At 50.1% G+C, this 26,962-nt stretch carries 22 protein-coding genes; 1 reads left to right on the forward strand and 21 read right to left on the reverse strand.

From position 1 onward, the window contains the following. Nucleotides 1–214 precede the first annotated feature (214 nt). The 9 genes from dcuC to QZV31_RS11265 all read right to left on the reverse strand — a co-directional run bounded on the left by dcuC (nt 215) and on the right by QZV31_RS11265 (nt 10,250). Nucleotides 215–1,462, reverse strand: a complete 1,248-nt coding sequence (gene dcuC / locus QZV31_RS11225; protein ID WP_295360647.1) for a C4-dicarboxylate transporter DcuC — start codon at nt 1,460–1,462, stop codon at nt 215–217. Nucleotides 1,463–1,720: 258 nt separating this feature from the next. Then, a complete protein-coding gene (locus QZV31_RS11230; RefSeq protein WP_295360649.1) occupies nt 1,721–3,037 on the reverse strand; it encodes a CapA family protein in 1,317 nt (438 codons plus the stop codon). Between the two features lie 125 nt (nt 3,038–3,162). Beyond that, complete coding sequence (locus tag QZV31_RS11235) at nt 3,163–4,821, reverse strand: diguanylate cyclase (protein ID WP_295360651.1); 1,659 nt, start codon at nt 4,819–4,821, stop codon at nt 3,163–3,165. 309 nt (nt 4,822–5,130) lie between these two features. Next, nucleotides 5,131–5,430 carry an HU family DNA-binding protein gene (locus tag QZV31_RS11240; protein ID WP_295360653.1) on the reverse strand — a complete coding sequence of 100 codons (300 nt, stop codon included), beginning with the start codon at nt 5,428–5,430 and terminating at the stop codon, nt 5,131–5,133. A 172-nt stretch (nt 5,431–5,602) separates the two neighbouring features. Further along, nucleotides 5,603–6,958 (reverse strand): 23S rRNA (uracil(1939)-C(5))-methyltransferase RlmD, encoded by a 1,356-nt coding sequence (gene rlmD, locus QZV31_RS11245; RefSeq protein ID WP_366508724.1) that lies wholly within the window; start codon nt 6,956–6,958, stop codon nt 5,603–5,605. A gap of 323 nt (nt 6,959–7,281) precedes the next feature. Continuing rightward, nucleotides 7,282–7,752: a transcriptional repressor gene (locus tag QZV31_RS11250; protein ID WP_218118245.1), complete on the reverse strand. Its 471-nt coding sequence runs from the start codon at nt 7,750–7,752 to the stop codon at nt 7,282–7,284. Nucleotides 7,753–7,909: 157 nt separating this feature from the next. Continuing rightward, entirely contained in the window at nt 7,910–9,139 is a 1,230-nt protein-coding gene (locus tag QZV31_RS11255) for a hypothetical protein (protein WP_295360658.1), read from the reverse strand. Between the two features lie 136 nt (nt 9,140–9,275). Next, nucleotides 9,276–9,923, reverse strand: a complete 648-nt coding sequence (gene fsa / locus QZV31_RS11260; protein ID WP_295360660.1) for a fructose-6-phosphate aldolase — start codon at nt 9,921–9,923, stop codon at nt 9,276–9,278. 111 nt (nt 9,924–10,034) lie between these two features. Beyond that, nucleotides 10,035–10,250: a hypothetical protein gene (locus QZV31_RS11265; protein ID WP_295360662.1), complete on the reverse strand. Its 216-nt coding sequence runs from the start codon at nt 10,248–10,250 to the stop codon at nt 10,035–10,037. Between the two features lie 202 nt (nt 10,251–10,452). On the opposite strand from QZV31_RS11265, the gene QZV31_RS11270 reads away from it, so the two are divergent. Next, nucleotides 10,453–10,764, forward strand: a complete 312-nt coding sequence (locus QZV31_RS11270; protein WP_295360664.1) for a hypothetical protein — start codon at nt 10,453–10,455, stop codon at nt 10,762–10,764. Between the two features lie 83 nt (nt 10,765–10,847). Here QZV31_RS11270 and QZV31_RS11275 read toward each other — a convergent pair whose 3' ends face one another. The 12 genes from QZV31_RS11275 to QZV31_RS11330 all read right to left on the reverse strand — a co-directional run bounded on the left by QZV31_RS11275 (nt 10,848) and on the right by QZV31_RS11330 (nt 26,869). After that, nucleotides 10,848–13,385, reverse strand: a complete 2,538-nt coding sequence (locus QZV31_RS11275; protein WP_295360666.1) for a GGDEF domain-containing phosphodiesterase — start codon at nt 13,383–13,385, stop codon at nt 10,848–10,850. 294 nt (nt 13,386–13,679) lie between these two features. After that, nucleotides 13,680–14,927 carry a uracil permease gene (gene uraA, locus QZV31_RS11280; protein WP_295360668.1) on the reverse strand — a complete coding sequence of 416 codons (1,248 nt, stop codon included), beginning with the start codon at nt 14,925–14,927 and terminating at the stop codon, nt 13,680–13,682. Between the two features lie 68 nt (nt 14,928–14,995). Then, nucleotides 14,996–15,352 (reverse strand): cell division protein SepF, encoded by a 357-nt coding sequence (locus QZV31_RS11285; protein WP_093730961.1) that lies wholly within the window; start codon nt 15,350–15,352, stop codon nt 14,996–14,998. A 192-nt stretch (nt 15,353–15,544) separates the two neighbouring features. Continuing rightward, nucleotides 15,545–17,380 (reverse strand): translational GTPase TypA, encoded by a 1,836-nt coding sequence (gene typA / locus QZV31_RS11290; RefSeq protein ID WP_295360671.1) that lies wholly within the window; start codon nt 17,378–17,380, stop codon nt 15,545–15,547. A 297-nt stretch (nt 17,381–17,677) separates the two neighbouring features. After that, a complete protein-coding gene (locus tag QZV31_RS11295) occupies nt 17,678–18,955 on the reverse strand; it encodes a TRAP transporter large permease (protein ID WP_295360674.1) in 1,278 nt (425 codons plus the stop codon). Continuing rightward, nucleotides 18,952–19,494 (reverse strand): TRAP transporter small permease, encoded by a 543-nt coding sequence (locus tag QZV31_RS11300; RefSeq protein ID WP_143006004.1) that lies wholly within the window; start codon nt 19,492–19,494, stop codon nt 18,952–18,954. The genes QZV31_RS11295 and QZV31_RS11300 overlap by 4 nt, the downstream gene beginning before the upstream one ends. A 154-nt stretch (nt 19,495–19,648) precedes the next feature. After that, a complete protein-coding gene (locus QZV31_RS11305; RefSeq protein ID WP_295360676.1) occupies nt 19,649–20,680 on the reverse strand; it encodes a DctP family TRAP transporter solute-binding subunit in 1,032 nt (343 codons plus the stop codon). A gap of 459 nt (nt 20,681–21,139) precedes the next feature. Next, nucleotides 21,140–22,747, reverse strand: a complete 1,608-nt coding sequence (locus QZV31_RS11310; protein WP_295360678.1) for an MBL fold metallo-hydrolase RNA specificity domain-containing protein — start codon at nt 22,745–22,747, stop codon at nt 21,140–21,142. Between the two features lie 150 nt (nt 22,748–22,897). Then, nucleotides 22,898–24,118, reverse strand: a complete 1,221-nt coding sequence (locus tag QZV31_RS11315) for an ATP-dependent DNA helicase RecQ (protein WP_295360680.1) — start codon at nt 24,116–24,118, stop codon at nt 22,898–22,900. A 225-nt stretch (nt 24,119–24,343) separates the two neighbouring features. Further along, a complete protein-coding gene (gene nth / locus QZV31_RS11320; RefSeq protein WP_295360682.1) occupies nt 24,344–24,997 on the reverse strand; it encodes an endonuclease III in 654 nt (217 codons plus the stop codon). 223 nt (nt 24,998–25,220) lie between these two features. After that, nucleotides 25,221–26,579 carry a PFL family protein gene (locus QZV31_RS11325; protein WP_295360702.1) on the reverse strand — a complete coding sequence of 453 codons (1,359 nt, stop codon included), beginning with the start codon at nt 26,577–26,579 and terminating at the stop codon, nt 25,221–25,223. 20 nt (nt 26,580–26,599) lie between these two features. Continuing rightward, nucleotides 26,600–26,869: an ACT domain-containing protein gene (locus QZV31_RS11330; RefSeq protein ID WP_093730449.1), complete on the reverse strand. Its 270-nt coding sequence runs from the start codon at nt 26,867–26,869 to the stop codon at nt 26,600–26,602. Between the last annotated feature and the right edge of the window lie 93 nt (nt 26,870–26,962).

Genomic DNA, 26,962 nt, shown 5'->3' on the forward strand with positions numbered 1-26,962 from the left:
GCTTTTTGCGACTGACAAGGAAATGGCCCGAAGGCGCAGCCGTAGCTGCGTTGAGGGACATTGACGCAGTCAGTCACAAAAAGCACCGGTCAGCGTGCAGACGAATTAATCAGTGTTTCCCTAAATACTCATATTACAGGTTCCGCGTACCCGCACGGAACGGATACGCGGAAGCATATCATCTTTACACTATATACTGCTTTTTATGCCTGAATCAGAATGCCAGGAACATCATGCCGACGATCATGGCAAAGATCATGGGGATCGCATTGCGGCGGGTAACTTCCATGGGGCTGATGCCTGCGATACCGGCTACGATGATGGTTGCGCCGGCAATCGGGGACATGGTACGGCCCAGGGTGCCGCCCAAAGTAGCCATGGAACCCATCTGCACGATGGACATACCGAAGTCTGCCGCATGGGGCGTAACCGCTTCGTTGAACGCAAAGGTCGCCGCATCGCCGGAACCGGTGATCAGACCCAGCAGGAAGGGACCTACGGATGCGCAGATCTTAACGATAGACGGATTGTTGACCATGGCGGCGATAAACGCCTTGACCAGACCCATAGCATTCATACCGGCTACGAACACGCCTGCCGCCAGAATGATACCGATGATATCGCCGTAGGCTTTGCCCATGCCGTCAAAGAAAGACTTGGTCAGTGCCGCCGGGTTGGTCCGGGTCACGATGCAGGTCAGGATGGCGCCGATGACCATAGCCTGGGCTACCCCCATCTTGAACATGGGAACCATCTTGGTCGCGCCTAAAATCAGAATTGCGATGGGAACTACGGGCATCAGAGCGTAGAGCGGATTTACCTTAAATTCCGTATCCAGTTCCAACCCTTCTACCACATGACCTTTATTTTCCTTCAGGAAGTAAGCAATCGCAGTTAAAACCACAGCGCCAACAAGAAGGGAAGCGATATTGGCTTTGTAATGGAACGCGATGACGTCCATTACATTGACGCCGGCAATCTTCGCCACAAACGGGTTGTGGGCCAGACCGGGGTTCAGCATGGAACCGTAGGTACCGCACTTAACCGCAGCCGCTGCCATAGCCGGGTGCACGCCGGCGCCCATCAGGATGGGAATGAAGATGGCGCCTGCCGCTGCCGCCGTGCCAGCCGCACTGGGCAGCGCCACGTTCACGGCATAGGTCCCGAATATAACGCCGGGAATCAGCAGCCAGTTTACTTTTAACAGGATTTTTGCCAGGGCGTTGATCAGATGTTTATCGCAGCCCGTAAAACGCATGGCCAGCGCAAAACCCATACTGGAGCAGGCAGAAGCAATCATACCGCTGCCCATGCCTTTGGCAAAGGCATCCAGCGCCTTCATGGGAGCCCCTGACACCAGACACATCACGATACCGGCGCCTACCAGCACCATCCTGGCTTCATAGCGCTTCACCAGCAGGAACAGCGCCGCCAGAACAATAAGACCACCTAAGATTAACATAGTTTACCCCCCTTTTGCCGGATGCGACCAAAACCAATAGCCCGGCTAAACTTGTGGAAACACCGATTAATACAATCAGTCTCTCCAAAATAATCAGGCACACCTGCCTTTATTATTACTTATTAGTATAGCACCAGGAAAATCTCTTCACAATATTTCACCCTCAGAAATACTGTATACAAAATGAACAGCAACCAGATGTAAACAGCACAAATAAAGGAAAAACGGAAAAGCATAACGCCTTTCCGTTTTGCAATACTAAATGACAATCTTCCCTTTTCCGTCCGCAATCTGAATCGCGGTTCCGTATTCTTTGGACAGATCCGCAATATCCGCCAGAATCTGTTCGCCATACTTCGCGTCCGCCAGTTCCGGACGTCCCCGGAAGCTTCTGCCGTTTTTGAAGCCCAGGCTCAGGGGCTGCAGATCCACTTCCCGGATCGCGCCGTCTGTCACCGTAAAGGAAGCCAGGGCTGATTCAAACACAAAATGATCGACTGCAAGGCCCCGGGTTCCGTTGGCGCTGCGGGCATCCAGGCCGTCAGCTACGGTGTTATCCGGTCCCAGGTCATACAGATCGTAAAACTCCGTGGGCTGGCGCTCCACCGAATCGTTCTGGAAAATGAAATCCCCCAGACTGTAGAATACGGGTTTATCTTTGTAAATCTCAATGCCGCGCCAGATATGAGGACCGTGTCCGATATAGGCCGTCGCCCCGGCATCAATACAAAGTTTTGCAAAATCGCGGCAGAAATCCGCCGGCCGGTTCTTCGCCATCCCTTTTCGTTCATGGCTGTGGTGGCTGACAAATACAAAATCCGCCTGCCGTTTCGCTTCTTCAATGGAACGGACGATCCGGTCCGCATCCTTTTTGTTCATGGTGGTGACGGTACCGGGCATCTCGCCACGGGCCGTAGCTTCAAAGCGGATCTTTCCGATCAGGTAACCGCCGGTCAGCGGCTTATTGAACCCTTCTTTTTCCAGCAGCATGCGGTCGGCATTCACTTCGGTCTGATCGACGATTTTGCGCAGGGTTTCCAATTCTTTCGGTTTTACCTTGTGAACCGTCTGGTACCGAAGCACGTTGGCGCCGGGCCGTCCCAACACATCCCGCCGCGGGTTGGAAGCCATTCCCCACTCGTTCATGGTAGATGTCACACCGATAATCGCCACACGGCCCTGGGGCAGATCCAGATACCGGGGCTGGGCCGCTTCTTCCAGATTGATCCCGCAGCCGGCGTGGACAACACCGGCGGCGTCCAGATGCTTTTTGGTAGTTAAAATCCCTCCCAGATTCCAGTCGATGGTATGGTTATTGGCCCAGGTATAAAGGTTGAAGCCAAGATACTGCAGATCCTGCAGCACGGCCGGACGGGCGCAGGCCCAGGTACCGCCGCTGACCGGAGCCGGAAACACTTCAAAATCATGAAGCAGGATCTCAAAATTGGTAAACCGCACGTCAAAACCTTCCAGATACTGTTTCAGCGCCGCCAGCTTTGCATCCCGGGGCAGCCTCTGCGTAATGAACGAATCCCCTGCCAGTACCATGGAAACCGTCTTTTTCATTTTTTGCATAATGTTCCCCCCTTGTTACCATAATTCATAAAACCCTGTGCATCTTCGCTGTCATCCGCTTCAGGTCCGGATTCAAAAAATGCCCCGCACAGGCGAGGCATTTTCTTCATTCGTAAAATTCATTATCATCCGTTTTCTTTCATCGCTTTTTTATCCTGATACATGGCATGGTCCGCCCGCCGCAATACATCTTCCGGAGACGTATCGGACGGCTCGCATACAGCCAGCCCTTTCGCTGCGGATACCCGGTTCCAGGCACGGGGTTCCTGCAGCGTCTTTGCCGCGAGACGGTTAAATAACTCAACCAGTTCTTCCCGGTGCTCGTAGTCTTCATTTTCCAGTAATACCAGGAACTCATCGCCGCCAATGCGGAACACGGGACTGTGATCGAATACCCTGCAGATCAGCTGGCAGCAGGCCAGCAGATATTCATCGCCGTGGTCGTGCCCATAGGTGTCATTGATTTCCTTCAGGTCGTTGGTATCAAGCATCAGCAGCGCAAATTTTGCATCCCCCATCTGCATTTGCCTTTCCAGCCGTTCCTTTTCCAGTTCGTAGGCGTTCTTGTTCTTTACATGGGTCAGTGGATCGCTGTACGCCTTATACCGCATACCGGAAATATATTTTTTAAGGTTCTGCACCGTAACGTCAAAGCTTCGGGTCAGAACCCCCACTTCATCGTGGGTGGGCCTGGGCAGCTCCACATCCAGATTGCCTTCGGCGATCTGTTCGGCAGCTTGCGACAGGGCCTTTAACGGCCTGGTGATCCGGGTAGATACAATCAGGTTAATAATGGCTGCCAGTAAGGCCATGACGATTGCCGTAATGGCAGTGATCCGGAACATCGAGTTCTGTGCAGCTTCTATTTCATTGGCCTCAACGGAAAGGAGCAGCACCATATCGTTCTGCAGCCGACTGAATACCAGCTTCTTTTCCTTACCCTTATTCATATAACTGTATGTTTTGGGCCGTCCGCCTCCCCCGTAATATTTCAGGTCATTGACTAATTCCTGCAGTTCCTTGCTGTAATCCAGAACGGTGGTTCCCGGATTATAGACAGGATGGTAATAGAATTTGCCTTCCCGGGACACCAGACTGGTATATCCCGTCTTGTAGGGACTGATAACGCTAACATCGTTCACAATCAGGCCGAAGTCCATATCCATGCCCACAACGCCGATGAACCGCCCATCCTTATACAACGGCGTCACATAGGATATCATATCCATGTCTATGTTTTTGTTATAATAGGGTTCCATCCAGATGGGCTTCCCGGCAGCTTTTGGTGCGTAAAACCAGCCCACATGTTCCACATCGTTCGGGTCAAAATCCAGTATCTTCGTCAGCGGTTGTTTGATGAACGTTTCCACCCGCTTCTTTTTTGTATAGAAAAAGCCGCCGTCTCCGGTTACTTCATCTGCCAGTTCCGGTGTAATGCGCAGATAATAGCAGACAACGCCCTTGCTATGGCGCACGATGTCGCCCATCAGCTTTTCCATCTCGGATACATACTGCCGACGCACCGCAGCATTGGAACGGATCACATCCACCGGCGGCATCCGGTCTGTTGCCTGATCCGCAAAAATTCCAATGGATCGCTGGATATCGGTAAACTCGTCATTCAGGAAACTTGATTCCTGCCGGCAGGTAAGCTGCAGGATCTCATCAGAATATTCTTTTTGGGAACGGGAAGTAAACCACAGGCCTGCCCCGCCCACGATAAACGTACAGAGAAATATGATTACCAAATTTAAAACGGTAAACTTTTGACGGATTGAATTCATGAAGCCGCCTCCGACTCTATGATAAAACACAGAAAAATACCACCGCTCAAATCAACACGAGTCTCATTCTACCATTATTGAAGAAAGCGATAATGTTACAATATTTTATAAATTAATACTATTATAACATAAGCCCATGCATTACTCAAATAAAATCAATCTTTTGATTTAGTCAGACCGCCTGTCGTCTCAAAATACCACAAGACACAAAACATCAGGCAAAGCCTTGGTCTGTTGCGTGACATAAAAAGCGCCGTTATACCAACAAAAAAGCCCGCCGCATTTCTGCAGCGGGCCGGGAATCACGTATTATTTTTTACCTTTTTTAGCCGGTTTGGCGTTAACAGCTTCCTTGAAAGCTTTGCCTGCTTTGAAAGCGGGAACGGTAGAGGCGGCAATTTTGATGGGTTTGCCGTTCTGCGGGTTCTTGCCGGTACGGGCAGCGCGTTCGCGGGCTTCAAAAGTACCAAAGCCGATCATCTGTACTTTGCCTTTCTTGGCTACTTCAGCAACTACATTACCAACGATGGATTTCAGCACTGCTTCTACGCATTTTTTAGGCATGCTGGTTTCTGCAGCAACTGCTGCAACGAGTTCTTGTTTGTTCATAATTTACACTCCTTTTTTATTAAAAATTCGAAAGTGCATAAGCACTGGACCACAAATATAATAACAGTATTTATCAGGGTTTGCAAGAGTCAAAACGTAGTTTTTTCCAAAAAAGCCGAAATTTACAGACGTAAGATTAGGCAAACAGGCAAAAACCTAAGCAAACCATCCGTTATTCTTTATGTGTCAGTTTAACTACTGTCTCCACATGATGGGTCCGGCTGAACATATCGCAGGGCTGCACCCTGTCAATCGAAAAACCGTGTTCATGCAGATACGCCAGATCCCTTGCCAGGGTTGCGGGATTACAGGATACATACACCACTCGCTCCGGCTTCACCTTTACAATCGCGGCCAGCACCCGTTCCTCACAACCGGCCCGGGGCGGATCCAGAATCACCACATCCGGACGCAGCCCGCCGGAAGCAAGCTTCGGCATTTCCACCGCTGCATCGCCTAATAAAAAGTCTGCGTTTTCAATATGGTTGGCCTGGGCATTTTTCTTTGCATCCCGTATAGCGGAAGGAACGATTTCAATCCCCAGCGCCCGTTTTGCTTTCTGCGCCATGAACAGGGTGATGGTCCCTGTACCGCAATACAGATCGACTACCGTTTCCTTCCCTTTCAGATCCGCAAAATCCAGGGCCGTGTTATATAACTTTTCCGCCTGTTCGCTGTTCACCTGGAAAAACGACTGGGCAGAAATATTGAATTTCAGGGGACCGATCTTATCCTTTATTGTTGGGTTACCTGCAATCAACCGGGTTTTCTCGCCTAAGATCACATTGGTGCTTCGCTTATTTACATTCTGTACCACGCTTTTGACGCCGGGAATTTCGGTCTTCAGCATCTGCACCAGTTCTTTCAGATGGGGTACGGTATCCCGGGCCGTGACCAGGCAGACCATGATCTCCCCGGTGTGCACACCGACACGTCCCATGATGTGACGAACCATGCCGGTTCCTTTGTCCTCATCATAAGGAGTAATTTTATACAGCTTCATCCACTTCCGTACCACAGCAGCAATGGCATTGTTCTTTTTCTTCTGGATACAGCAGTCCGTAACGTCAATTACGTTGTGCGTATTTAACGCGAAGCAGCCGATTTGCAGTTTACCTCGTTTTCCCGAAACAGGAAACTGCATTTTATTCCGATAGTACAACGGCTGGTCCGAACCGATCGTTGGCGCAACGTGGATGTCGCGAAGATGCCCGATTCGTTCTAATGCTGCTTTCACCTGCTCCCGTTTTTCTTTCAGCTCCGCTTCGTAAGACAGATGCTGCAGCTGGCAGCCTCCGCAGACTTCGTAAACCGGGCAGACCGGTTCGACCCGGTCCGGAGAAGCCGTAATGATTTCCTGCAGTTTTCCGACTATGAAACTCTTTTTGATAAATGCAGCCGCAGCTCTTACCGTTTCACCGGGGAGGGCTCCAGGCACAAACACCGCAATATCCCGGTAACGTCCAACTCCTTCCCCTGCACTGCCCAGACCGGTAATCTCCAGTTCCATCTCCTGGCCCTTCTGCACAGAAAAAACTGACGCCGGTTTTGGGGAGATGTTTCTGCGTTTTTCTGACTGGTTCTTATTTGCTTTTTGATTACGATTTGCCTTTGTCATTATGTTCTTCCGCTTCTTTTCCATATAATCAGTTTAAACTTTGAGAATCGCTCCTGACCGGCAGGCAGCCGCCTCCTTTTAGGAGCACTACAAGTTTATGCCCCCCACGGTAACATGAAAAAAGTTGCGGACATACTATCCGCAACTCAATCATACCCTACTTGTTTTTATTTGTAAACACACAGCTGCCATCAAAGGTACTAAATGTTTAGAACAAACAATTCGCTGTCGCCCTATAATTTTGCGCTGATCTTATCCGGTTTCCGACCTTCCGCTTTCGCCATTTCCACTTCCCGCTTCTTGGCTTCCAGCTCTTCAATCTGGCACTCCGGGCAGATTCCCTGGAACACGATATTATGATTTTCCATGCGATAACCGGTCATCTGGGCAATTTTGTCGTCCAGATCCTGGAAATAATCCAGATCGTCCACATTCATAAACCGGTGACATTTCATGCACTGCACATGATAATGCTTGGTCAGCATATGGTCGTAACGATCTGCGGAACTGGGAACAGAAACACGCCGCAACAACCCGCTGTCTACCAGTGAATTCAAATTCCGGTACACGGTTCCCTTACTAATATCCGGATAATCCAGAACAATACGGTTATACACTTCTTCTGCCGTAGGATGGTTGCTCAACGAACGTACTGCAGATATAACCAGCTGACGCTGAATGGTATTTCTCTTTTGGACAGTCACAGCCAAACCTCCAATCAAGACTAATTACTAAGAAGACTACTTTTTATAAATCAAAAAAACTCACCGTTTTTTTTAGTTCATCTTTGCTCTTATTACTTTAAGTTTACCATATTTTTTGATTTTGTAAAGGGCTGTTCTCAATTTAGAGAAAATTTATTTAAGATTGTCTACTATTTTCAAGTCTGTTCACGGTCCAAAAGGCCCGTATCGGCAGATTGGAAGCGCCCGGAGGCGACCAGATGAATTCCGCGTCTTTTCTCTTATGATCTGGCGAATGGAGAAATATGTCATCTATCTCGTCCCCTTTTCCGAAAAACTGGCTCTTTCCCGGTATATTCAGCAGTTCTGCCTTCCCGTCCGATATCATCATCCCGGTGCCGTGAAACTCGCCACCCCAGGGATTGATCCCCAGCTGCACCGGATGCTCACCTGCCACGCGGTACATGAGATGATAGATGACGCCATAGTTTCCGTGGTTCTGTGTCTTCCTCCCGGTCATCCGGTCCGTACCCATCAGATAATAACGGTCTTCCGAATCTGCCATGCACAGCGCCTTTACCTGATTCCATTTCATCCGGAACGGCTTTTTGATAATATAGGTCAGATCCGCATGCTGATAGGTTCCCCGCAAGGGGTGTTCGTCCATGGGCAGTAAGGCGGCTTGTTGCGAAAAATTCTCAATATCTTCTTTCGGATCACACATCATAATTACGATTTCTACCGGATGGCTTGCATGAAAATCAAACATGCCGGTCAGCAGCTGTTCCGGTTTCAGGCGGGCGCCTGCCTGCTTCCTGTTGCACGCCTGTGAGAGGACTTCCATATATTCGCCCCGCACCAGGTTCGTCAGCGGCAGGTCAGAGAGCTTCTGGTAAAAGCTGTAATCCGGCCCTTCGCCTTTTTCTCTCTTCGTACGCTTATCCCGCTTTTCCGCAAGTTCCTTTTTACGCACCTTGTTCCAGCTTTCCTTATACTCTTTAAAGTACCGCGTCTGCCCTTTGCGTGCGGAAATAAAGTAATCCGTGTCCGGATCGCCGATTCCCCTGCAGCCCCAGGTGATGGTTGTCCGCAGATTGACCGGACGCATCAGTATGGCAAGTTTCCGGGTATTCTTCGTCCCGTTCACATGATGGAAAAAGACTCTGCCTTCCCCTTCTACAATATCCTTATACAAAATTCCGTTCTCGTAAACCATTTCCGGACTGTCAGAAAACAACAGCATCGGACCGCTTTGCAGTACCTTCACATCCACATCCTGATATTTTTCCGGCACTTTCCGGTACCCTGCTTCTGCAGAACCGGGAGACAAAAAGCCTCCCAGTACACCGACGCCTGCCAGGATCGCCGCAATGCGCGACGGCAGTTTAAAAAATGAAAACCAATTCATAGCTTCACTAACTCCTCCGGGAACAGAAACACGGATGGACGATACGGCCGTTCATCCGTGTAGCTGTAGATTTTAAAGCGCTGATTAATAACGTACATTGCCTGTCAATATAATGATGTTTAAGTAAACTGCCCCATTACTTTTTCAGGCTGTTCTGATAATCTTCCATAAATTTCGCCAACCCTTTGTCGGTCAGTTCATGTTTGATCAGCTCACGCAGAACCTTCGTCGGAATCGTAGCGATATCCGCCCCGGCCAGCATCATCCTGTCAACATGTTCCATATTGCGCACGCTGGCAGCTATAATTTCTGTCTTAAACTGGTAATTGTGGAATACTTTCACCATATCTTCCACCAGTTTGGAGCCATCCTGGCCGATATCGTCCAGACGTCCGATGAAGGGACTCACATAGGATGCGCCGGCGCGGGCCGCCAGCAGCGCCTGACCCAGGCTGAACACCAGCGTTACATTTGTTTTGATTCCTTCCGCCGCCAGAATCTTGACTGCCTTCAGTCCTTCCGTGATACAGGGAATTTTTACCACCACATTCTCCGCAATTTTTACCAATTCCCTGGCTTCCCTGACCATTCCTTCACAATCCTGGCTGATCACTTCGGCGCTGACAGGGCCGGGAATCAGCGCGCAGATTTCCGGAATCACTTCCGCCTGGGTGCGTCCGGATTTGGCGATCAAAGACGGATTGGTTGTCACGCCGTACACGATACCCATATCCGCAAATTCCCTGATTTCTTCTACATTCGCTGTATCCATAAAAATCTTCATAGTTTACGCCTCTTTCTTTTTTATATTTATTATATATTTTATTATAAAAACTACTGATTCATTGTCTGCACGCTGACCGGCGCTTTTGTAAATGACCGACCGGTGATTTTGTTAAAACAAAGTCAGCTGATCGTCATCCGTCGGCAGCATCAGATCCAGATCCGGCTTTTTCCGGTTTTGGTTTGTGACCCAGTTGCCGCATTTAGGACAGTTTAATTCCATATTTGGCAAGGCCCATGCCAGATGTGTCCCACATCTGGGACAGATGAACTCCACCTGCATGTCCGGCCGTATTTCATTTTTCTTCCATTCTTCCGTTTTTTTCAAAAGTGCCTCCCGCTTTTGCCAGACGTTAACTGAATGAACATACAGCTCTCCTGGTTCATTACATATCCATCACAATTTGGATTTCCTTTCTTTTTTATTATACAACACTTTCGATTCATGGTAAAATAAAAAAGGAAATTATAAGGAGACGAATTAATCAGCGTTTCCTTAACAAGCGCAACAGCAGAAGGAGGATGATTCCATGTTAGATTTAGCCAAAGAATTTTCCCTGTTAGGTTTTCTGGAAGAAACGGAAGAAGACACCGTCACCTATGTCATGGATTTTCCGGATGACGTATACGTTACCGTCACCGACGACAACGGCAGGACACCGGTCCGGGCCAAGCAAAATCTGGTGCTGGCCTGCTATGACAGCGAAGGCCGCTACCGTTGGGGAAGCGAGTTCAAGACATTTATGGAACTGCAAAAGATCTGCCAGGCTCAACCGGCAGGTTCACCGAAATTGCTGCAGGCACTGAAGGACGCATCCAAAACGCTGAAAGACGGTGAATAATTCCCTCCACACCCGGAAAGATCTTATAACTGCAAACAGAAAAGCTGTACGGAGTCTGTCAGCAAACCCGTACAGCTGTTTTTTTATTTACAATGCACCGACAGGATACACTTCACGTCGCTAATGGGATCCTCAACCATATCTGCTTTCAGTAAAAAGTCCTTTGTGTTTCCATCTGCCAGATTCATGGTAAATGTTGCTGAGAAGTCTTCTTTCTTCTTGATAGCATTCACACCAAGCCGGACGATCCTCTTCCTGTCCTTTTGGGCAATGCGCCGGATGAATTTGCCGGAATTCAGTTCCAGTTCCAGTTCCTCCCTGGATACCTGCATTTCCTGTTCCAGTCCCTGGGCCGCTACCCGGAACGAATAAATGCCATGGTTATATACCTGGAAAATGACGCATTCCGACAGGAAACGGGAAAGCAGGTCCATATGCCGGTTCAGGTTGGTCAGTTCCGTTACGTCCCGGGCTGAACCGTAAAAACGCATCCGTCCTTCCGCTTCATCCAGATAATAAAAGTGTATCCAGAAACGGGAATAGGTTCCGTCAACTCTGCCAAAACTCATGACGGCACTGGCCCCGTTCATCCTGTCCAGTCGTGCCTTTTCCATCGTACTGTACATCAGCTTCCGGTCAGCAGGGGGCATGAACCGCTGTATTCTTTCCAGCCGTTCACTGAAGTCGGGAACGTCCACCGCTTCCTGGAATTTATGGTTGAAACGGATAATATCTACGTCCTCTTTATCCCAGGAATAGATGGCCGCCGGTCCCAGAATATTGTTCAGCATGGCATCGCTGTACACCGCGTCATTCAAAAACTCCCGGACACGGAACTCCTCATTGGCAATAAAGACAAAGCCATTGTCGTCAACGTTAAAGGGGTTGGATATCAGGTCCTCAAAATCAGCGATCGTTAAGGGTTTATAAAAATAGTAACCTTGAATATACTGGCATCCCAGGCTCTGCAGATATTCCTTCTGCCCCTGGTTCTCCACGCCTTCCACAATGACCGGCAGTCGCATGGATTTCGCCATATAGACGATGGATTCCAGGATATGGATCCCCTTTTCAATGGTATCTTCATCCATATGCAGGAAATGCGCTTCCATCTTCAGCACGTCAATATTCAGTTCGAAAAGCATGTTCAGGGACGAATACCCGCTGCCGAAATCGTCCATCAGCACCATGAAACCGTTATTGCGGAGTTCCCTCACCACAGCCTGCATTTTTTCCGGATCGTCCGCACAGGCGGATTCGGTTATTTCAACCTTCAATGCCTTTTTGGGAAGTTGGTACTTCTCTACAAGGAACTGAATATACTCGGGTACATTAAACGTAAAGATATCGACCGCGGACACATTCACCGAAACGGGAACCAGAGGCAGGCCCCGTGTTTCACAGCTCTTCAGCCAGCGGCACACTTCTTCCCAGATAAACTTATCCAGGTCCGGGATGAAACCGTATTTTTCCAATACGGGAACGAACACAAGCGGAGAAATCATCGTACCGTCCGGTTTTACCCACCGGGCCAGCGCTTCAGCGCCCACAATACTGGCTGTTGAAGCCCGGCACTGGGGCTGCAGGTAGAAAATAATCTCGTTATTTTTCAGCGCAGACTGGAAATCCGAAAGAATCTGGTAGTCAGACGCAATTTTAGTATACATGGAAGGGTCAAAGTAGCGGATACGGTTTTTAAAATTCGTCTTGGCATTCCGCATGGCCAGGCTCGCCTCATCGTAGAGGCGCATCACCGTATCCTCTTCCTTGGAATAGCTGACGCCGATGGCAGGGAGGAATCCCACGGACACCCCGTAGCGCATAATAGCTTTGTGAAGATTGTTAAACAACTCTTCCATCTGTAAACTCCCGGCAGGCAGGAACATGGAATAATCATCATTTCCCAGATACCCCGCCAAACCGTTCGTTCTTTCAGCATCTTTACGGATGCCTGCCCCGATCCGGGCCAGCACCATATCCCCGGCTTCCCGGCCGTACCATTCGTTGAACATCTTGAACTGTTCAATATCAAAAACAACCATCATCCATTTCTGTTCCGGATGGGCTTTCAGCAGTTCTTCCACAGAATGGAAATAATCCTTTTCCCGTTTCAGTCCGGTAAGAGGATCTAACAGGAGCGTGCTTTCCTCACGGGCGACCAGGGTCAGGCCTTCTTCCCTGTCTTTGATGTTCTGAATGTCAAAGATGTAGCATCTGATAATTCCCTTCGGCAGGCCGTGACGGGGTCCCGCAAGGAGAATGGAATCGATCCAGCGCCAGCCCTTTTTCATATCCGTGGTCCGGAAACAGAATTCAAACGTATCCCGCAGTTCTTCCTCCGCCATCCGCTGTAAAATCGTATCCGGATTCATTACGTCCGCATAGAAGCCGGCATCGTCCGGATGAATCATATGATCCGCGGCGTACCTGTAAAACTCACTGTATACGCCAGCTGTAACAGGCGCATAATATTTATCCGCCACGTTATACACAAATTTATAGCGGTTTTCATTTAAATCGATTTCTATCAGATCATCATAAGAAGAATGTTCCAGAAAATCCAATACAGAAACAGGCTTATTTCGGTTTTTGAAAAAGTCAAGCATGCCCTTTGACTGCATCCGGAACACCTCCTTTCCTACACGTTACACTGATATTCTTATCTTAAAATGCAACTCCGACGGGTATAAATCCGATACATGGTTTTAATGATTCCCTGTCTTAATAGTTTATTATACTTTATAATGATAATTCTGGCAAGCTGTTTTATCTACAATGAGTACCATCCATACTTTCTTCGTTGAACAGCATGAATCAAAACTGCAATTATGGCAGCAGTTTCCTGTAAAACACAAAAATCCGCCGAACCCGAAGACCCGGCGGATGATTCTGCAACAGGAGGAAACTACGGCTTTTTATTCTTCCATCAGGCCCAGGTGTTCAAACAGATGGAACAGCAGGCTTAACAGGATCGCTACCAGCGTGGCCAGCACCATCCCCTGTACCGTAATGGTGCCAAAGGTCAGCTTGGCCCCGGAAAGGCCCACGATCATAACCACTGCCGTCATGGTCAGGTTGCGGGATTTGCTGTAATCTACCTTCTGTTCTACCAGGAGACGGAATCCGGACGCGGCAATAACACCGAACAGCAGCATGCAGACGCCGCCCATGACCGGCCCCGGGATACCGTGGATCAGCTGGCTTAACTTACCGATAAAGGATAACAGGATGGCAAACACTGCGGCGCCTCCGATGACCCAAACGCTGTAGACTTTGGTGATCGCCATGACGCCGATATTTTCACCATACGTTGTATTCGGCGTCGCACCAAACAGACCCGACAAAATATTAGAGCAGCCGTCCGCGAACAGGGAACGGTCCAGACCGGGTTCCTTCATCAGGTCACGGCCTACGATATTACCGGTTACCATCAGGTGCCCGATGTGTTCGGTCAGCACCACCAGCGCCGCCGGCGCAATAATCGCAATGGCATCCAGATTAAAGGTCGGTGTGGAAAACTGCGGAACGGCGAACCAGGGTGCGTTGATCACAGGTGTCATGTCCACCATACCCAGGAAAAAGGCCAGTACATAGCCGCAGACAACCCCGAACAGGATTGGGATGATGGCCATAAAGCCTTTGAATGCAACGGAGCCGATGACGGTAACCAACAAGGTAAACACAGAGACCATTACGTTGTTCATCTCAATTTTATCCCCTACCAGCCCGGCCATGGAAGCCGCGGTCGGCGCCAGTTCGAGGCCGATGATGGAAACAATGGCCCCCATCGCGGCCGGAGGGAAAATGAAATCGATCCATTTTGTTCCCATCATTTTAACTATAAATGAGAACAGGACGAACAACAGACCGAATACGATGAAACCGGACTGGGCATCTGAATAGGGATGGGTCGCCATGATCAGAAGCACAGGAGAAATGAAGGCAAAGCTGGAACCCAGATACGAGGGGATCTTGCCTTTCGTGAGAAAGATGTAAAGCAATGTGCCAACGCCATTCATGAACAGGCAGGTGTTGGGATTTAACTTAAACAGGAACGGCACCAGTACTGTGGCCCCGAACATGGCAAACAAATGCTGCAGGCTCAGCGGAATATTCATCAACAGCGGTACGCGTTCTTCAACCTGGATAACTTTATGCGACATGATTTTTCCTCCTGTTTCTTTTCATAAAAAACGGCTGCCTTTTTATAGACAGCCGTTTCAGTTTCAATTCATCTTCCCAGCCAGGAAGTTTTCCTGGCAACCTGTTTTTCAACCTCTACCCGGGCAGGCGCATACATCATGATGGTATCGCTAACCTTGGAAATGCTGGCATTTACAATGTAGCTGACGCCGCACATATAATCAAAGATCCGGTTGCGCGTCTCTTTATCCACTTCCGTAAAATTCACCATGACCGCGCAGCCTTCAATCAGCTTATCCGCGTAGGAAACTGCGTCTTCATAGGTATGAGGGGTGCGCACCAGAATGTCCAATTCGCCCGGCCGTACAACATACGGACCCGTATAGATATCTATCGGTTCTTCATTGCTGAACAGTTTCATTGCAGAATTCTTAAAATCCATCATGCATGAGCCTCCATCCGGTTTGAGTAAAAGACAAAACTCCTCTTTACATTGTAGCAGATTTACAAAAAAACACAACTGTTTTTCTTAAAAAAATGCCAAAAAAGCAGGATTTTTTCATATTTTCTGTCCGAAATGCCGAAAATATGGGAATGAAAGGATGCTTTTTTACCAAAATAGGAACGCTGAGCCGCTTTATTTTTCAGCAGCCGCCGCATTTTTTGCCCGTCCGCGCATACGACCCCGCTCTACACGGTCCAAAACCCGTTTGCGCATACGGATGCTTTTCGGGGTCACTTCTACCAGTTCGTCGTCATTGATATGCTCCAGCGCCTGTTCCAGTGAGAAGAAAATGGGAGGAATCAGGCGGATGGCGTCGTCACTGCCGGAAGCACGCATGTTGGATACGTGTTTCTTCTTGCAGGGATTGACGTCCATATCATCTTCACGGGAGTTTTCGCCGATGACTTCTCCCTGATATACATTCTGACCCGGCACAATATACATGATGCCCCGTTCCTGGCAGTTCCCGATACCGTACGCACAGGTCTCGCCGTTTTCAAAAGCCACCAGACTTCCCCGGGTGCGTCCGGGAATGGGGCCTTTGTAATAATCATACCCGGCATACACATGGTTCATAACGCCGTTTCCTTTGGTATCGGTAAGGAACTGGTTACGGAACCCGATAAGCCCTCTGGCGGGAATCTTAAACTCCAGCCGCATATAGCCGGCCATTTCATGCATGTTGACCAGCTCGGCCTTGCGGGTTCCCAGATCTTCCATGACAACGCCCATGAAATCCTGCGGCACATCAATAGTCAGCGCTTCCATGGGTTCCATGGTATGTCCGTCTTTATCTTTGCGCAGGATGACCTTCGGCTTGCCGACCTGCATTTCAAAGCCTTCCCGGCGCATCGTCTCAATCAAAATGGACAGATGCAGTTCGCCGCGGCCTTTTACGATAAAGGTGTCGGTGTTCTCTGTTTCCTCCACGCGCATGGCCACGTTGGTCTGAATCTCTTTCATCAGACGGTCCCGCAGATGACGGCTGGTTACATACTCGCCCTCTTTGCCGGCAAAGGGACTGTCGTTCACTAAAAACTCCATGGAAAGGGTCGGTTCGTCAATTTTAATACCGGCCAGCGCTTCCGGCTGTTCCGGATCTGCAATAGTATCACCGATCTCCACGTTGCTCAAGCCGATCAGCGCTACAATGTCACCGGCCTTTACTTCTGCCGTCTCTACACGTTTCAGTCCCTGATAGGTATACAGGCGTCCGATTTTTTCAATAGAAACCTTTTCTTCATGCATCAATGCAATCTGCTGCCCGTTCTTAATCGTGCCCCGGACGACACGGCCTACCACGATACGACCCACATACGAGTCATAGTCCAGTGTGTTGGCCAGCATCTGCAAGGGCTGGTCCGGTTCCACATCCGGCGCCGGAATCGTATCCAGAATCACCTGGAACAGGGGTTCCAGATTATCGCTGGCGTCTTCCATGGATAATTTGGCAAAGCCGGAACGGGCTGAAGCGTAGACAACCGGGAATTCCAGCTGCTCATCGTCGGCATCCAGTTCAATAAACAGGTCCAGCACTTCATCAACGACTTCCGTAGCACGCTGGTCCGGACGGTCGATTTTATTGATAACCACAATCGGTTTCAGATGCTTTTCCAGTGCCTTGCGCAGCACATACTTTGTCTGGGGCATAGGTCCTTCGTAGGCGTCAACCAGCAGCAGCACGCCGTCCACCATGGTGAGCACCCGTTCTACTTCTCCGCCAAAGTCTGCATGGCCCGGCGTATCCAGAATATTGATTTTCGTTCCGTTATGCATAACGGAAGTATTTTTAGACAAAATTGTAATACCGCGTTCCCGCTCCAGGTCATTGGAGTCCATCACGCGTTCCGCAACCTTTTCGTTTGCGCGGAAAATGTGGCTCTGCTTCAGCATCGCATCTACTAACGTCGTTTTACCATGATCGACGTGGGCGATGATGGCAATGTTCCGGATATCGTTTCTGATCATTCTTCCGTGTCCTCTCTAAATTAAAATAAACCCAATCGCACGCACAATACACATCACGCTGAACTGATTGCCTGCGTTCTGCCGCACACCGTCTGTACATAAAATGCAGCTAATGTCCGCGCCCTGCATGCTTACCCCGGGATTTTGCAACAAAAGAATGAGGATGCTTATAAGAGCATCCTCGTCTATGACTTTACTATTATATTCGTTTTGTTTTTCACTGTCAACCGAAAACCTTTGAATTCATCTTCACCTGACCGGAATTACCATTACTCTCCAGTCTGCTCTCACTACACCCTATTTCACCACACTGGGAAGCCAGGTCGCCAGTCCGGGGACGAAGCAGAGGATGAGCATTTCAATGCCCATAACAACTGCATAGGGAATGACGCCCTTTACAATCTGGGTCATCTTGCTGTCGGGGCTGACGCCCTGCAGCACAAACAGGTTCATGCCGACAGGCGGCGTAATCAGCGCCATTTCCATGTTGATCTGCAGGATCACGTTGAACCAGATGGGGTCAAAGCCCAGCTGCAGAATGATGGGATACAGGATGGGAACCGTAATAAAGATGATGGAAACGGTTTCCAGGATACAGCCCAAAAACAGCAGCAGGCAGTTGATCATGATGAAGAAGATCCAACGGCTGAACTGCATTTCCGTAACCATCAGGGTCAGGGCCTGGGGTACCTGCAGGATCGTCAGTACGAAACCGAACAGGGTGGCGCCGATCATGATGCAGAAAATCATGGAAGAGGTCTTTACCGTACCCAGCAGGATATTCGGCAAATGCTTCAGGCTCAGGGTCTTGTATATGCAGAACGTAATAAAGAGGGAATACACCGTTCCCACAGCCGCCGCTTCCGTCGGCGTGAACGCGCCGGTATAGATGCCGCCCACGACAATGACCGGCAGCAGCAGGCCCCAGATGGAGCTTTTCAGCGCATCCATCCGTTCCGCCCAGGACGCTTTCGGTTCCAGCGGCAGGTTACGGGATTTGTAAACCACCACGCCAATGAAGAAAATCGTCAGCATAAAGCCGGGAACTACACCGGACATGAACAGCTGGCCGATAGACTCGCCGGTAATGGCGCCGTAGAGGATCATGGGGATGGAAGGCGGGATCAGGATGCCCAGGGTACCGCCGGCCGCCACTGCGCCCAGTACCACGGTCCGTTCATAATTCCGTTTCAGCATTTCCGGAATGGCAATAGCGCCGATGGTAACCGCACAGGCTGCGGATGAGCCTGTAATAGCGGCAAAAATGCCGCAGGCCACGATGGTCGCCGCGCCTAAACCGCCGGGCAGATGCCGCAGCCATTTGTTGCCCAGTTCGAACAGATCGTTGCCCACTTTGCCTTCCAGCAGGATCTGGCTCATCAGGACGTACAACGGCACAGCACAGAGTACAAAATCATCCAGGGATTTATAGGCCAGCAGCGGGATCTGGTTCAGGGTGCCGTCCCCTCCCATGAAGAGAAGCATTCCCACCAGTCCGCCCGTTCCCAGGGCAAAGCCTACCGGCAGGCCGGTAGCCAGAAGTACCAGCAGCATCACGGTGAACAAAACAATCATTTTGCCACCTCCCCTGCCGCCGCAGCCGGATCATAGTCCGGGTCGCCCAGTTTCACCAGGTTTTCCAGGAACGTCCGGATAAAATGCAGGAACATGAGGCCAAACCCGATGGGCAGCGAAGACTGCGGAATCCACAACGGGGTACGCAGCGTGGTAGGCGCAATCATACCATGTTCCAGCGACATGGCTACCATACCGATGGCGTAAATCGTTACGACGCCGCAGAAAACCATACCAATGAACGAAGTGAGCACGCTCAGTATTTCATTGGTCCGCTTGCTTAAATGGGACAGCAGGATATCCACTTTTATGTGCTTATTGGCCACAAACGTTACCGCCATGCCCAAAAAGCCCGCAATGGTCACACAGTAGGTGGAAATCTCCACTACCCACTCCGTGGGACTGTTGAACATGCCCCTCATAATCACTTCATAAACTACAGAAAAGGCGGGAATGAACAGCAGCAGTCCGGCAATAATGCCCACCACCCGGGTCAGTCCCATTAAGAATTTCCTGTAAACTGCTAAAAAACTTTTCACGACAGTCTCCCGTTTGTTTTATCATATTTGTATTGCGATACCGCCGGCTGTACACCATTACAACCGGCGGTAAAAGTCAGCCTGTATAAACTATGGAATGTTTCCCCGTCTTCCATTCAGACAGAGGCAGTCTTTTTACACTGTCAGACTACCGTTATTTCGTGCACATTTCCAGAATTTTTTTGCCCTGTTCGCCGGCATGTTTGGTAAAGATATCCCATACCGGTTTGGTGGCCTCCTGCCAGGCTTTGATTTCGTTTTCAGGCACTACATAAATTTCCATGCCTTTTGCTTTCAGGTCTTCCAGACCCTTCAGGTCTTCTGCCTTGGCATTCTTGCGCAGGATATCCCGGACTTCTTTGGCAGCTTCCATGAAAGCTTTCTGCTGTGTTTCGTTCATTTTGGCAAAGGATTTGTCGTTCATAGCTACGACGAATTCCGGAGATGCATGGTTGGTAACCGTCAGGAATTTGGTCACTTCATACATCTTGCGGTCGCGCATGGCCGGAGCGCCGGAGGACTGTCCGTCAATGGTTCCGCGCTGTAAAGCCATATATACTTCGCCGGCGCCCATGGTTACCGGGGAAGCGCCTAACGCTTTAATGGTTTCAGAAGCCAGTTCGCTGTAGCCGCGGATCTTCAGGCCTTTGAAATCTTCCGGTTTTTTGATGGGCTTTTTGTTATTGGCATACTGTACGAAACCGTAGTCAGCCCAGTAAACAACCTTCACGTGTTTTTTGGCCATTTCCTCTTCCAGAATTTTGCCCATGCCGCCGTCAATAGCGCTGTCAACTTTCTCATAGCCCGGGAATACGAAAGGAACGTCAAACACTTCCATGGCCGGAATGATGGTTGCCCAACGGCCTACCGTGTTCAGGCCCATATCCACGCCGCCGGTCATGATGGCGTCGTTCATGGTTTTATCATTGTACAGCTGGCCGGCCGGGAAAGAGGTAATGACGACTTCGCCCTTTGTTTTATCTTTTACCTTGGCAATAAAGGTTTCCACGCCTTTCGCTACCGGATGGTTAGCCGGCAACGCATAAGCTAATTTATATTCCACCTTCTTGCCTGCCGCCGGAGCTGCCGGCTTCTTATCTCCGCCGCCTCCGCAGCCTGCCATACAGATCGTTGCCAATGCCAATGAAGCTACTGCCGCCGCTTTTAACCATTTTACAGATTTCATACTTTTCTCCTCCACTCCTCATTATTTAATATAAATAAAAAATAAAGAAACACTGAGTAACAGGACCGCCGGACCCATTGTCAAAAAACAACGAGACCGCAAACGCCGCCAAACTAAAAACCCCTGTCGGAAAACTCCGGCAGGGGCGTTGTTCACGCGGTACCACCCTACATTATACTCCTGGCCTGTAACGCCGCCGCAGCGCTTTACCCTAACGTCGGAAACCGTTCAGATAAAGAGTTCCCAGGTGAGAAGTTTTACTGCTTCCACCGGCTTTCACCAGCCGCCGGCTCTCTGAAGTCCGCTCCTAAAACCATTCCTGTTCATAACTTCTGTTTGAAATTAAGTCAAGTATAGCAAGGCAGTTTTCAAATGTCAATCATTTTTTTCACATTTTGTTTACATTTCTACGAAAATTAGAGATGTTTGTCCTCCGTGTGCGAACGATTAGCAAATACACTACAGGTTGCCCAACATCTCGTCCATATAGCGGCGTACCTTTTCCAGCTTCTTCCGCATCTGGTCTGCTTTGGCACTGTCGCGCAGGGCAATCTGTTCCATCTTGTTCCGGTACTGCATATAATTCCGCTCTATCGCAGTAATCGAATCCTGCAGTTCCGCAACTTCCGGCAGCGTTTCCACTTCAGGCGCCGCTTCAATCACATAATCCGCTCCGTCTATGGCCACGCTGTCACCGTATTTGGGAACATAAACCGCCGTTCCCATCTGCATCTGCAAATCTTTGGACAGTTCGCTGGCTGCGTCAAACTCCCCGTGGGTCACGAAGAAAATTTTGGGCTTCTGCGGCATTTTCTTATACCAGTCTATGAGCTGTTCCTTATCAGCGTGGGCGGAAAATCCGGTCATATTGACAATCTGAGCAGCCACATGGATGGTCTCGCCCATAATTTTAACCTTTTTGACCCCGTCGATCAGGTTACGACCCATGGTTCCTTCGGCCTGATACCCCGCAAAGACCACCGTACATTCCGGGCGCCACAGATTATGCTTCAGATGATGCAGTATACGCCCTGCGTCCGCCATGCCGCTGGCCGATAAAATAATCTTGGGGCCTTCGATGCCGTTGATCATGCGCGATTCATCCGGCGTAGGCGTAAAATGCACATTCTTCATGGCAAAGAGCCGGTCCCCCTGAAATTCCACAAGCGCCCGGGTCTCTTCGTCATATTCTTCTTTATTGGCCAGGGTGATTCCCGTCGCTTTCGTTGCCAGCGGACTGTCAACGTAAATCGGCACGTCCGGGATTTTCCCTTCCTGTGTCAGCTTCTGGAAATAATACAGCAATACCTGGGTACGCCCCACCGCAAACGCAGGGATAACTACATTACCGCCCCGTTCTACGGTTTCATTGATGATTCTCGCCAGTTCTTCTTCTTTGTCATAGGCTTTATGTTTCCGGTTCCCGTAGGTGGATTCCGTAATAATGAAATCCGCGCCCGACAGGACGGAAGGATCTTCCACGATAGGCTGTTTCGGCTGTCCCACGTCGCCGGAAAAGATCATGGTCGTCTTTTTCCCATTCTCTTCAATGACAAGATACACGGTAGCGCTGCCCAGGATATGGCCGGCCACCCGGAGCTTTGCCGTCACGCCCGGAATCACCTCAAAGGTCTCCTCAAAATTGTGCACGTAAAAATGCTGCAGCGCCGTATAGGCATCGTCTACCGTAAAGATTGGCAGTACCTCTGATTTCCCTGCCCGGAGACCTTTACGGTTGGCAAACTCCGCATCGGATTCCTGGATATGGGCACTGTCCGGCAACAGGATCGTACACAACTGCTGTGTGGATTTTGTGCAGTGAACGCGGCCTTTAAAGCCTTCCTTTACCAGCCGGGGAATCAATCCGCTGTGGTCCACATGGGCATGGGTCAATACCATCGCGTCGATTTCCGCAGGATTAAAGGCAAACGGTCTTTCATTAAACGCTTTGATAGATTTCGAGCCCTGGAACATGCCGCAGTCCACCAGCATCTTTTTCCCGTTGACTTCCAGTAAATAACAGGATCCTGTTACAGTCCGCGCCGCGCCTAAAAAAGTCAGCTTCATAAATACAACCTCCTGAACAGCGTATCTTTAAACAGTTTTCTCTTAAACGATCCCTAGGCAAACAGGCAGTTTGCCTTCATTAGACTATTCTAATTTATTTTATTCTCTGTTCACTCTGTTTTTCCTGCAAAATTACCTGCGGGTATCCGGTTAATTTCGGAAAAAATCTGTGAACTGTTTCCACCAGCCCGACTCACAACAGTAACTGCACTTTCCGCAGTTTTCCATGCGCGTTTCCCCAAAATAGCGCAAAATATAGTTACGCAGACATCCGTCATGATGACAGTAATCCCACATGGCCGCGAGGAGCTGCAACGCCCCTTCCGGTTTTTCCTGCTGCTGTGCCAGAGCCTTTCCGATTCGCAGGTCTTCACCGCTGTAGAACAGGGTGCAGCGTGCATCCGCCCCGTTACGCCCCGCCCTCCCCGCTTCCTGATAATATTCTTCCAAGCTCTGTGGCATATTGTAATTGATGACGAAAGCAATATCGGACTTATCTACACCCATGCCAAACGCGCTGGTAGCAACAATAATCTGCACCTGACCGTTTATAAACGCAGCCTGTGTTGCCGTCCGTTCTCCCACAGACAGTCCGGCATGATAGCGGGCAGCACTGTATCCGTGCTGCCGCAGTAACCGGAAACACCGTTCCACATGCTGATGGGTAGAACAGTACACGATGCCGCTTTTTCCTTTTACCTTTTTCAATTCATCCAGCAGCGCCCTGTCTTTATCAGCCGGGGACTTTTTTACAAAAAACAGATTGGGGCGGTCAAAGCTGCGGAGGATCACCGCCGGATCCGCAAGCCCCAGACTGTTGATGATATCCTTCCGCACCCGGGGCGTAGCTGTGGCGGTAAAGGCTGCATACAAAGGACGCTTCGGCAGCTGTTCCACGAACGCCCGTATCTGCAGGTAAGAAGGTCGGAAATCATGTCCCCACTGGGAGACGCAATGGGCTTCATCCACTACCACAAAAACCGGCGGATTCTTTAAGGCAAAGCGGATAAACCATTCATTCTGCAGCCGTTCCGGAGAAAGGTAGAGCAGTTTATAAACACCGGTATGAATATCATACATGACTTCATTGTAAGTATGCTTACTCATACCGCTGTTGATACAGACAGCCGGTATGTTGTTCGCCTGCAGATGGGCCACCTGGTCTTCCATCAGGGAAATGAGCGGTGAAATAACATAGGTCAGTCCCGTCTGCATCAGGGCGGGTACCTGGAAACACACGGATTTTCCCGCGCCGGTTGGCAATATGGCCAGGCAGTCCCTGCCGCTGAGAATCGTATCCACCACTTCCCGCTGGCCGGGGCGGAAGCTGTCGTAACCGAACCATGCTTTTAGTATTTTTTCCGGTTGCAAATAAGCACCCCCTGTAATAATCAAAATATAAAAATGAAAAAAGAGAATATAGTGACTGGTAAGGCGTAAGCAAAACATCGTGAGTGTTTGCGTAATTTCATGAGGTGAAATTTGCCGTTGTGGCGAGACTGTCTGAGGGCGAAGCCCGAGTTTCGAAGCCACAGGCAAATGAGCCCATGAAATAGCAAATGCGAACGGTTTAGCGTCGCCTTATCGGTTGCAATATTACTTTTTATCTTTTTCATTTATCAGATTCTTTTCTTTGAACGGACAAAGCTGCAGGCATACGCACTCATCGCACAAGGGCTTGCGTGCTTTGCAGGTTAGACGTCCGTGCCAGATGAACCAGTGATGGGAATCCGCCCACTTGGTTTTGGGTATCAGTTTTTGGAGGTCCAGTTCCGTGGCTTCCGGTGTTTTTGCGTCCGAAAGTCCCAGACGGTGGGAGGTGCGGAACACATGGGTGTCCACGGCAATGGCCGGCACTTTGTAAATCACACTGGCGATTACGTCCGCTGTTTTCCGCCCTACTCCCGGCAGTTTCATCAGAGTCGGAATGTCTTTGGGAATCACGCCGCCGAATTCTTCCGTCAGCATATGGCACATGCCCAGCAGGTTTTTGGCTTTGGCCCGATACAGACCGCAGTCACGGATTTCCTCTTCCAGTTGTTCCTGGGTCAACGCCCCCATCTTCTCCGGCGTGTTCAACCGCGGGAAAATGCGGGCTGTAATTTTATTGATCCGTTCGTCCGTACATTGGGCCGACATGATGACGGCGCACAGCAATTCAAAGGGAGAATTGTAATGCAGCGCCGTGCCGATTCCGTTGTACCGTTTTTCCAGTGCATCAATGATGGCCTGTTTATCCTTTTTTCTCATGTTGTTTCACCCTGAAAATAACAGCCCGGATCGATGTCGCCTGCACGCAGCGACCCTTCCCCCGAAGGGCGCGAGGAACTGTTGTATAAAAACATTCCTCTCCGGTCAGGCTGCAATACGATACAGCAGACGACGCAACGCAAGGCACAGCCGAAGCGTTAGGGTCGCAATGTAAAGGTGACATCAATCCGGGCATCAACTTATTTTATGGATACTAAGCGTATCAGTTCGTCAGGCTGCGCACCGGAGCCGGAATACGGCCTCCCCGCGCAATGAAAGTATCCGCCTTAAACCGGCTGACTGCCATGATGGGCGCATGTCCCAACAGACCGCCGAATTCCACAGTCTCGCCCACGCCTTTCCCCGGAACGGGAATGACGCGCACCGCCGTGGTCTTGTTGTTGATCATGCCGATAGCGGATTCGTCTGCAATAATGGCCGCAATGGTTTCTGCCGTAGTGTCGCCGGGAATGGCGATCATGTCCAGACCAACGGAGCAGACGCAGGTCATGGCTTCCAGTTTTTCCAGGCACAGGCTGCCGCGTTCTACCGCCGCTATCATGCCCGCGTCCTCGCTGACGGGAATAAAGGCGCCGGACAGACCGCCCACATAGCTGGACGCCATCAGCCCGCCCTTTTTCACCGCGTCGTTCAGCATGGCAAGGGTTGCCGTAGTACCTGGGCCGCCGCAGCTTTCCAGACCGATTTCTTCTAAAATATGGGCTACCGAGTCGCCGACTGCCGGCGTGGGCGCCAGCGACAGGTCGATGATGCCGAACTGTGTGTTCAGCCGTTTCGCTGCTTCCTGGGCCACCAGCTGTCCTACCCGGGTAATTTTGAACGCCGTACGTTTGATTACTTCCGCCACCGCGCCGATATCCTGGCCACGGACGGCTTCCAATGCGTGTTTTACCACGCCGGGTCCGCTGACGCCTACGCTGACTACGGATTCCGGTTCCGTTACGCCATGGAAGGCGCCGGCCATAAAAGGATTATCGTTTACCGCATTACAGAACACCACCAGCTTCGCGCAGCCTATGGCGTCATTGGCCGCCGTCTTTTCCGCAGTCTCTTTCACCACGCGGCCCATCTCCGCCACCGCGTCCATATTGATGCCGGCCTTGGTTGAACCGACGTTGACAGAAGAGCAGACCACTTCCGTTGTGGCCAGCGCTTCCGGAATGGAAGCGATCAGGTTCCGGTCGCCTTTGGTATAGCCTTTGTCCACTAGCGCGCTGAAGCCGCCGATAAAGTTTACCCCCACTTCATGGGCTGCTTTGTCCAACGCTTTGGCCAGGGGCACATAATCATTGGTATCACAGCTTTCGCCCACCATGGAGATCGGCGTTACGGAAATACGTTTATTGATGATCGGCACGCCCAGGTCGGATTCAATATCTTCCCCAGTCTGCACCAGCTTTTCTGCTTTTTTCGTAATTTTGTCATAGATTTTATCCGCGCAGACTTTCACATCCGGATGCCCGCAGTCCCGGAGGCTGATGCCCATGGTGATGGTACGCACATCCAGGTTGTGGTGCGTGATCATCTGCGTGGTTTCCAACACATCATTAAAAGTTAACACTGACATGACGAACCCTCCGCTTAAATCTGGTGCATAGCAGTGAAGATATCTTCACTCTGCACGCGAATCTCCAGACCGATTTCTTCCGACAGCCTGTCCAGATGCTCTTTCAATGACTTAATGCTCATTTTGGAATCCGTCATATCCGCAATCAGAACCATGTTAAAGAAGCCGTCCATAATATTCTGGTTGATATTCAGGACGTTGACCTGATTATTGGCAAGTATATTGGTAACTTTGGCAATGATGCCAACCTTATCCTTTCCTACAACAGTGACTACAATACGCATCGTTCTGCCCCTCTCCTTTGCTCTCCGGCAAATAAAATATAATGCAGGAAACGTAAAGACTTCGTTTCCTGACGGCCTGTCGCCGTAATGTTT

Origin of the sequence: uncultured Succiniclasticum sp. (assembly GCF_902793885.1) — a bacterium.
Classification (GTDB): domain Bacteria; phylum Bacillota; class Negativicutes; order Acidaminococcales; family Acidaminococcaceae; genus Succiniclasticum.

Bases quoted from the DNA above. Each gene is read 5' to 3' on its own strand.
- dcuC (WP_295360647.1), bottom strand. From the start codon at position 1,462: ATGTTAATCTTAGGTGGTCTTATTGTTCTGGCGGCGCTGTTCCTGCTG.
- QZV31_RS11230 (WP_295360649.1), bottom strand. From the start codon at position 3,037: ATGCAAAAAATGAAAAAGACGGTTTCCATGGTACTGGCAGGGGATTCG.
- QZV31_RS11235 (WP_295360651.1), bottom strand. From the start codon at position 4,821: ATGAATTCAATCCGTCAAAAGTTTACCGTTTTAAATTTGGTAATCATA.
- QZV31_RS11240 (WP_295360653.1), bottom strand. From the start codon at position 5,430: ATGAACAAACAAGAACTCGTTGCAGCAGTTGCTGCAGAAACCAGCATG.
- QZV31_RS11255 (WP_295360658.1), bottom strand. From the start codon at position 9,139: ATGAATTGGTTTTCATTTTTTAAACTGCCGTCGCGCATTGCGGCGATC.
- fsa (WP_295360660.1), bottom strand. From the start codon at position 9,923: ATGAAGATTTTTATGGATACAGCGAATGTAGAAGAAATCAGGGAATTT.
- QZV31_RS11270 (WP_295360664.1), top strand. From the start codon at position 10,453: ATGTTAGATTTAGCCAAAGAATTTTCCCTGTTAGGTTTTCTGGAAGAA.
- QZV31_RS11275 (WP_295360666.1), bottom strand. From the start codon at position 13,385: ATGCAGTCAAAGGGCATGCTTGACTTTTTCAAAAACCGAAATAAGCCT.
- uraA (WP_295360668.1), bottom strand. From the start codon at position 14,927: ATGTCGCATAAAGTTATCCAGGTTGAAGAACGCGTACCGCTGTTGATG.
- QZV31_RS11285 (WP_093730961.1), bottom strand. From the start codon at position 15,352: ATGATGGATTTTAAGAATTCTGCAATGAAACTGTTCAGCAATGAAGAA.
- typA (WP_295360671.1), bottom strand. From the start codon at position 17,380: ATGATCAGAAACGATATCCGGAACATTGCCATCATCGCCCACGTCGAT.
- QZV31_RS11295 (WP_295360674.1), bottom strand. From the start codon at position 18,955: ATGATTGTTTTGTTCACCGTGATGCTGCTGGTACTTCTGGCTACCGGC.
- QZV31_RS11305 (WP_295360676.1), bottom strand. From the start codon at position 20,680: ATGAAATCTGTAAAATGGTTAAAAGCGGCGGCAGTAGCTTCATTGGCA.
- QZV31_RS11310 (WP_295360678.1), bottom strand. From the start codon at position 22,747: ATGAAGCTGACTTTTTTAGGCGCGGCGCGGACTGTAACAGGATCCTGT.
- nth (WP_295360682.1), bottom strand. From the start codon at position 24,997: ATGAGAAAAAAGGATAAACAGGCCATCATTGATGCACTGGAAAAACGG.
- QZV31_RS11330 (WP_093730449.1), bottom strand. From the start codon at position 26,869: ATGCGTATTGTAGTCACTGTTGTAGGAAAGGATAAGGTTGGCATCATT.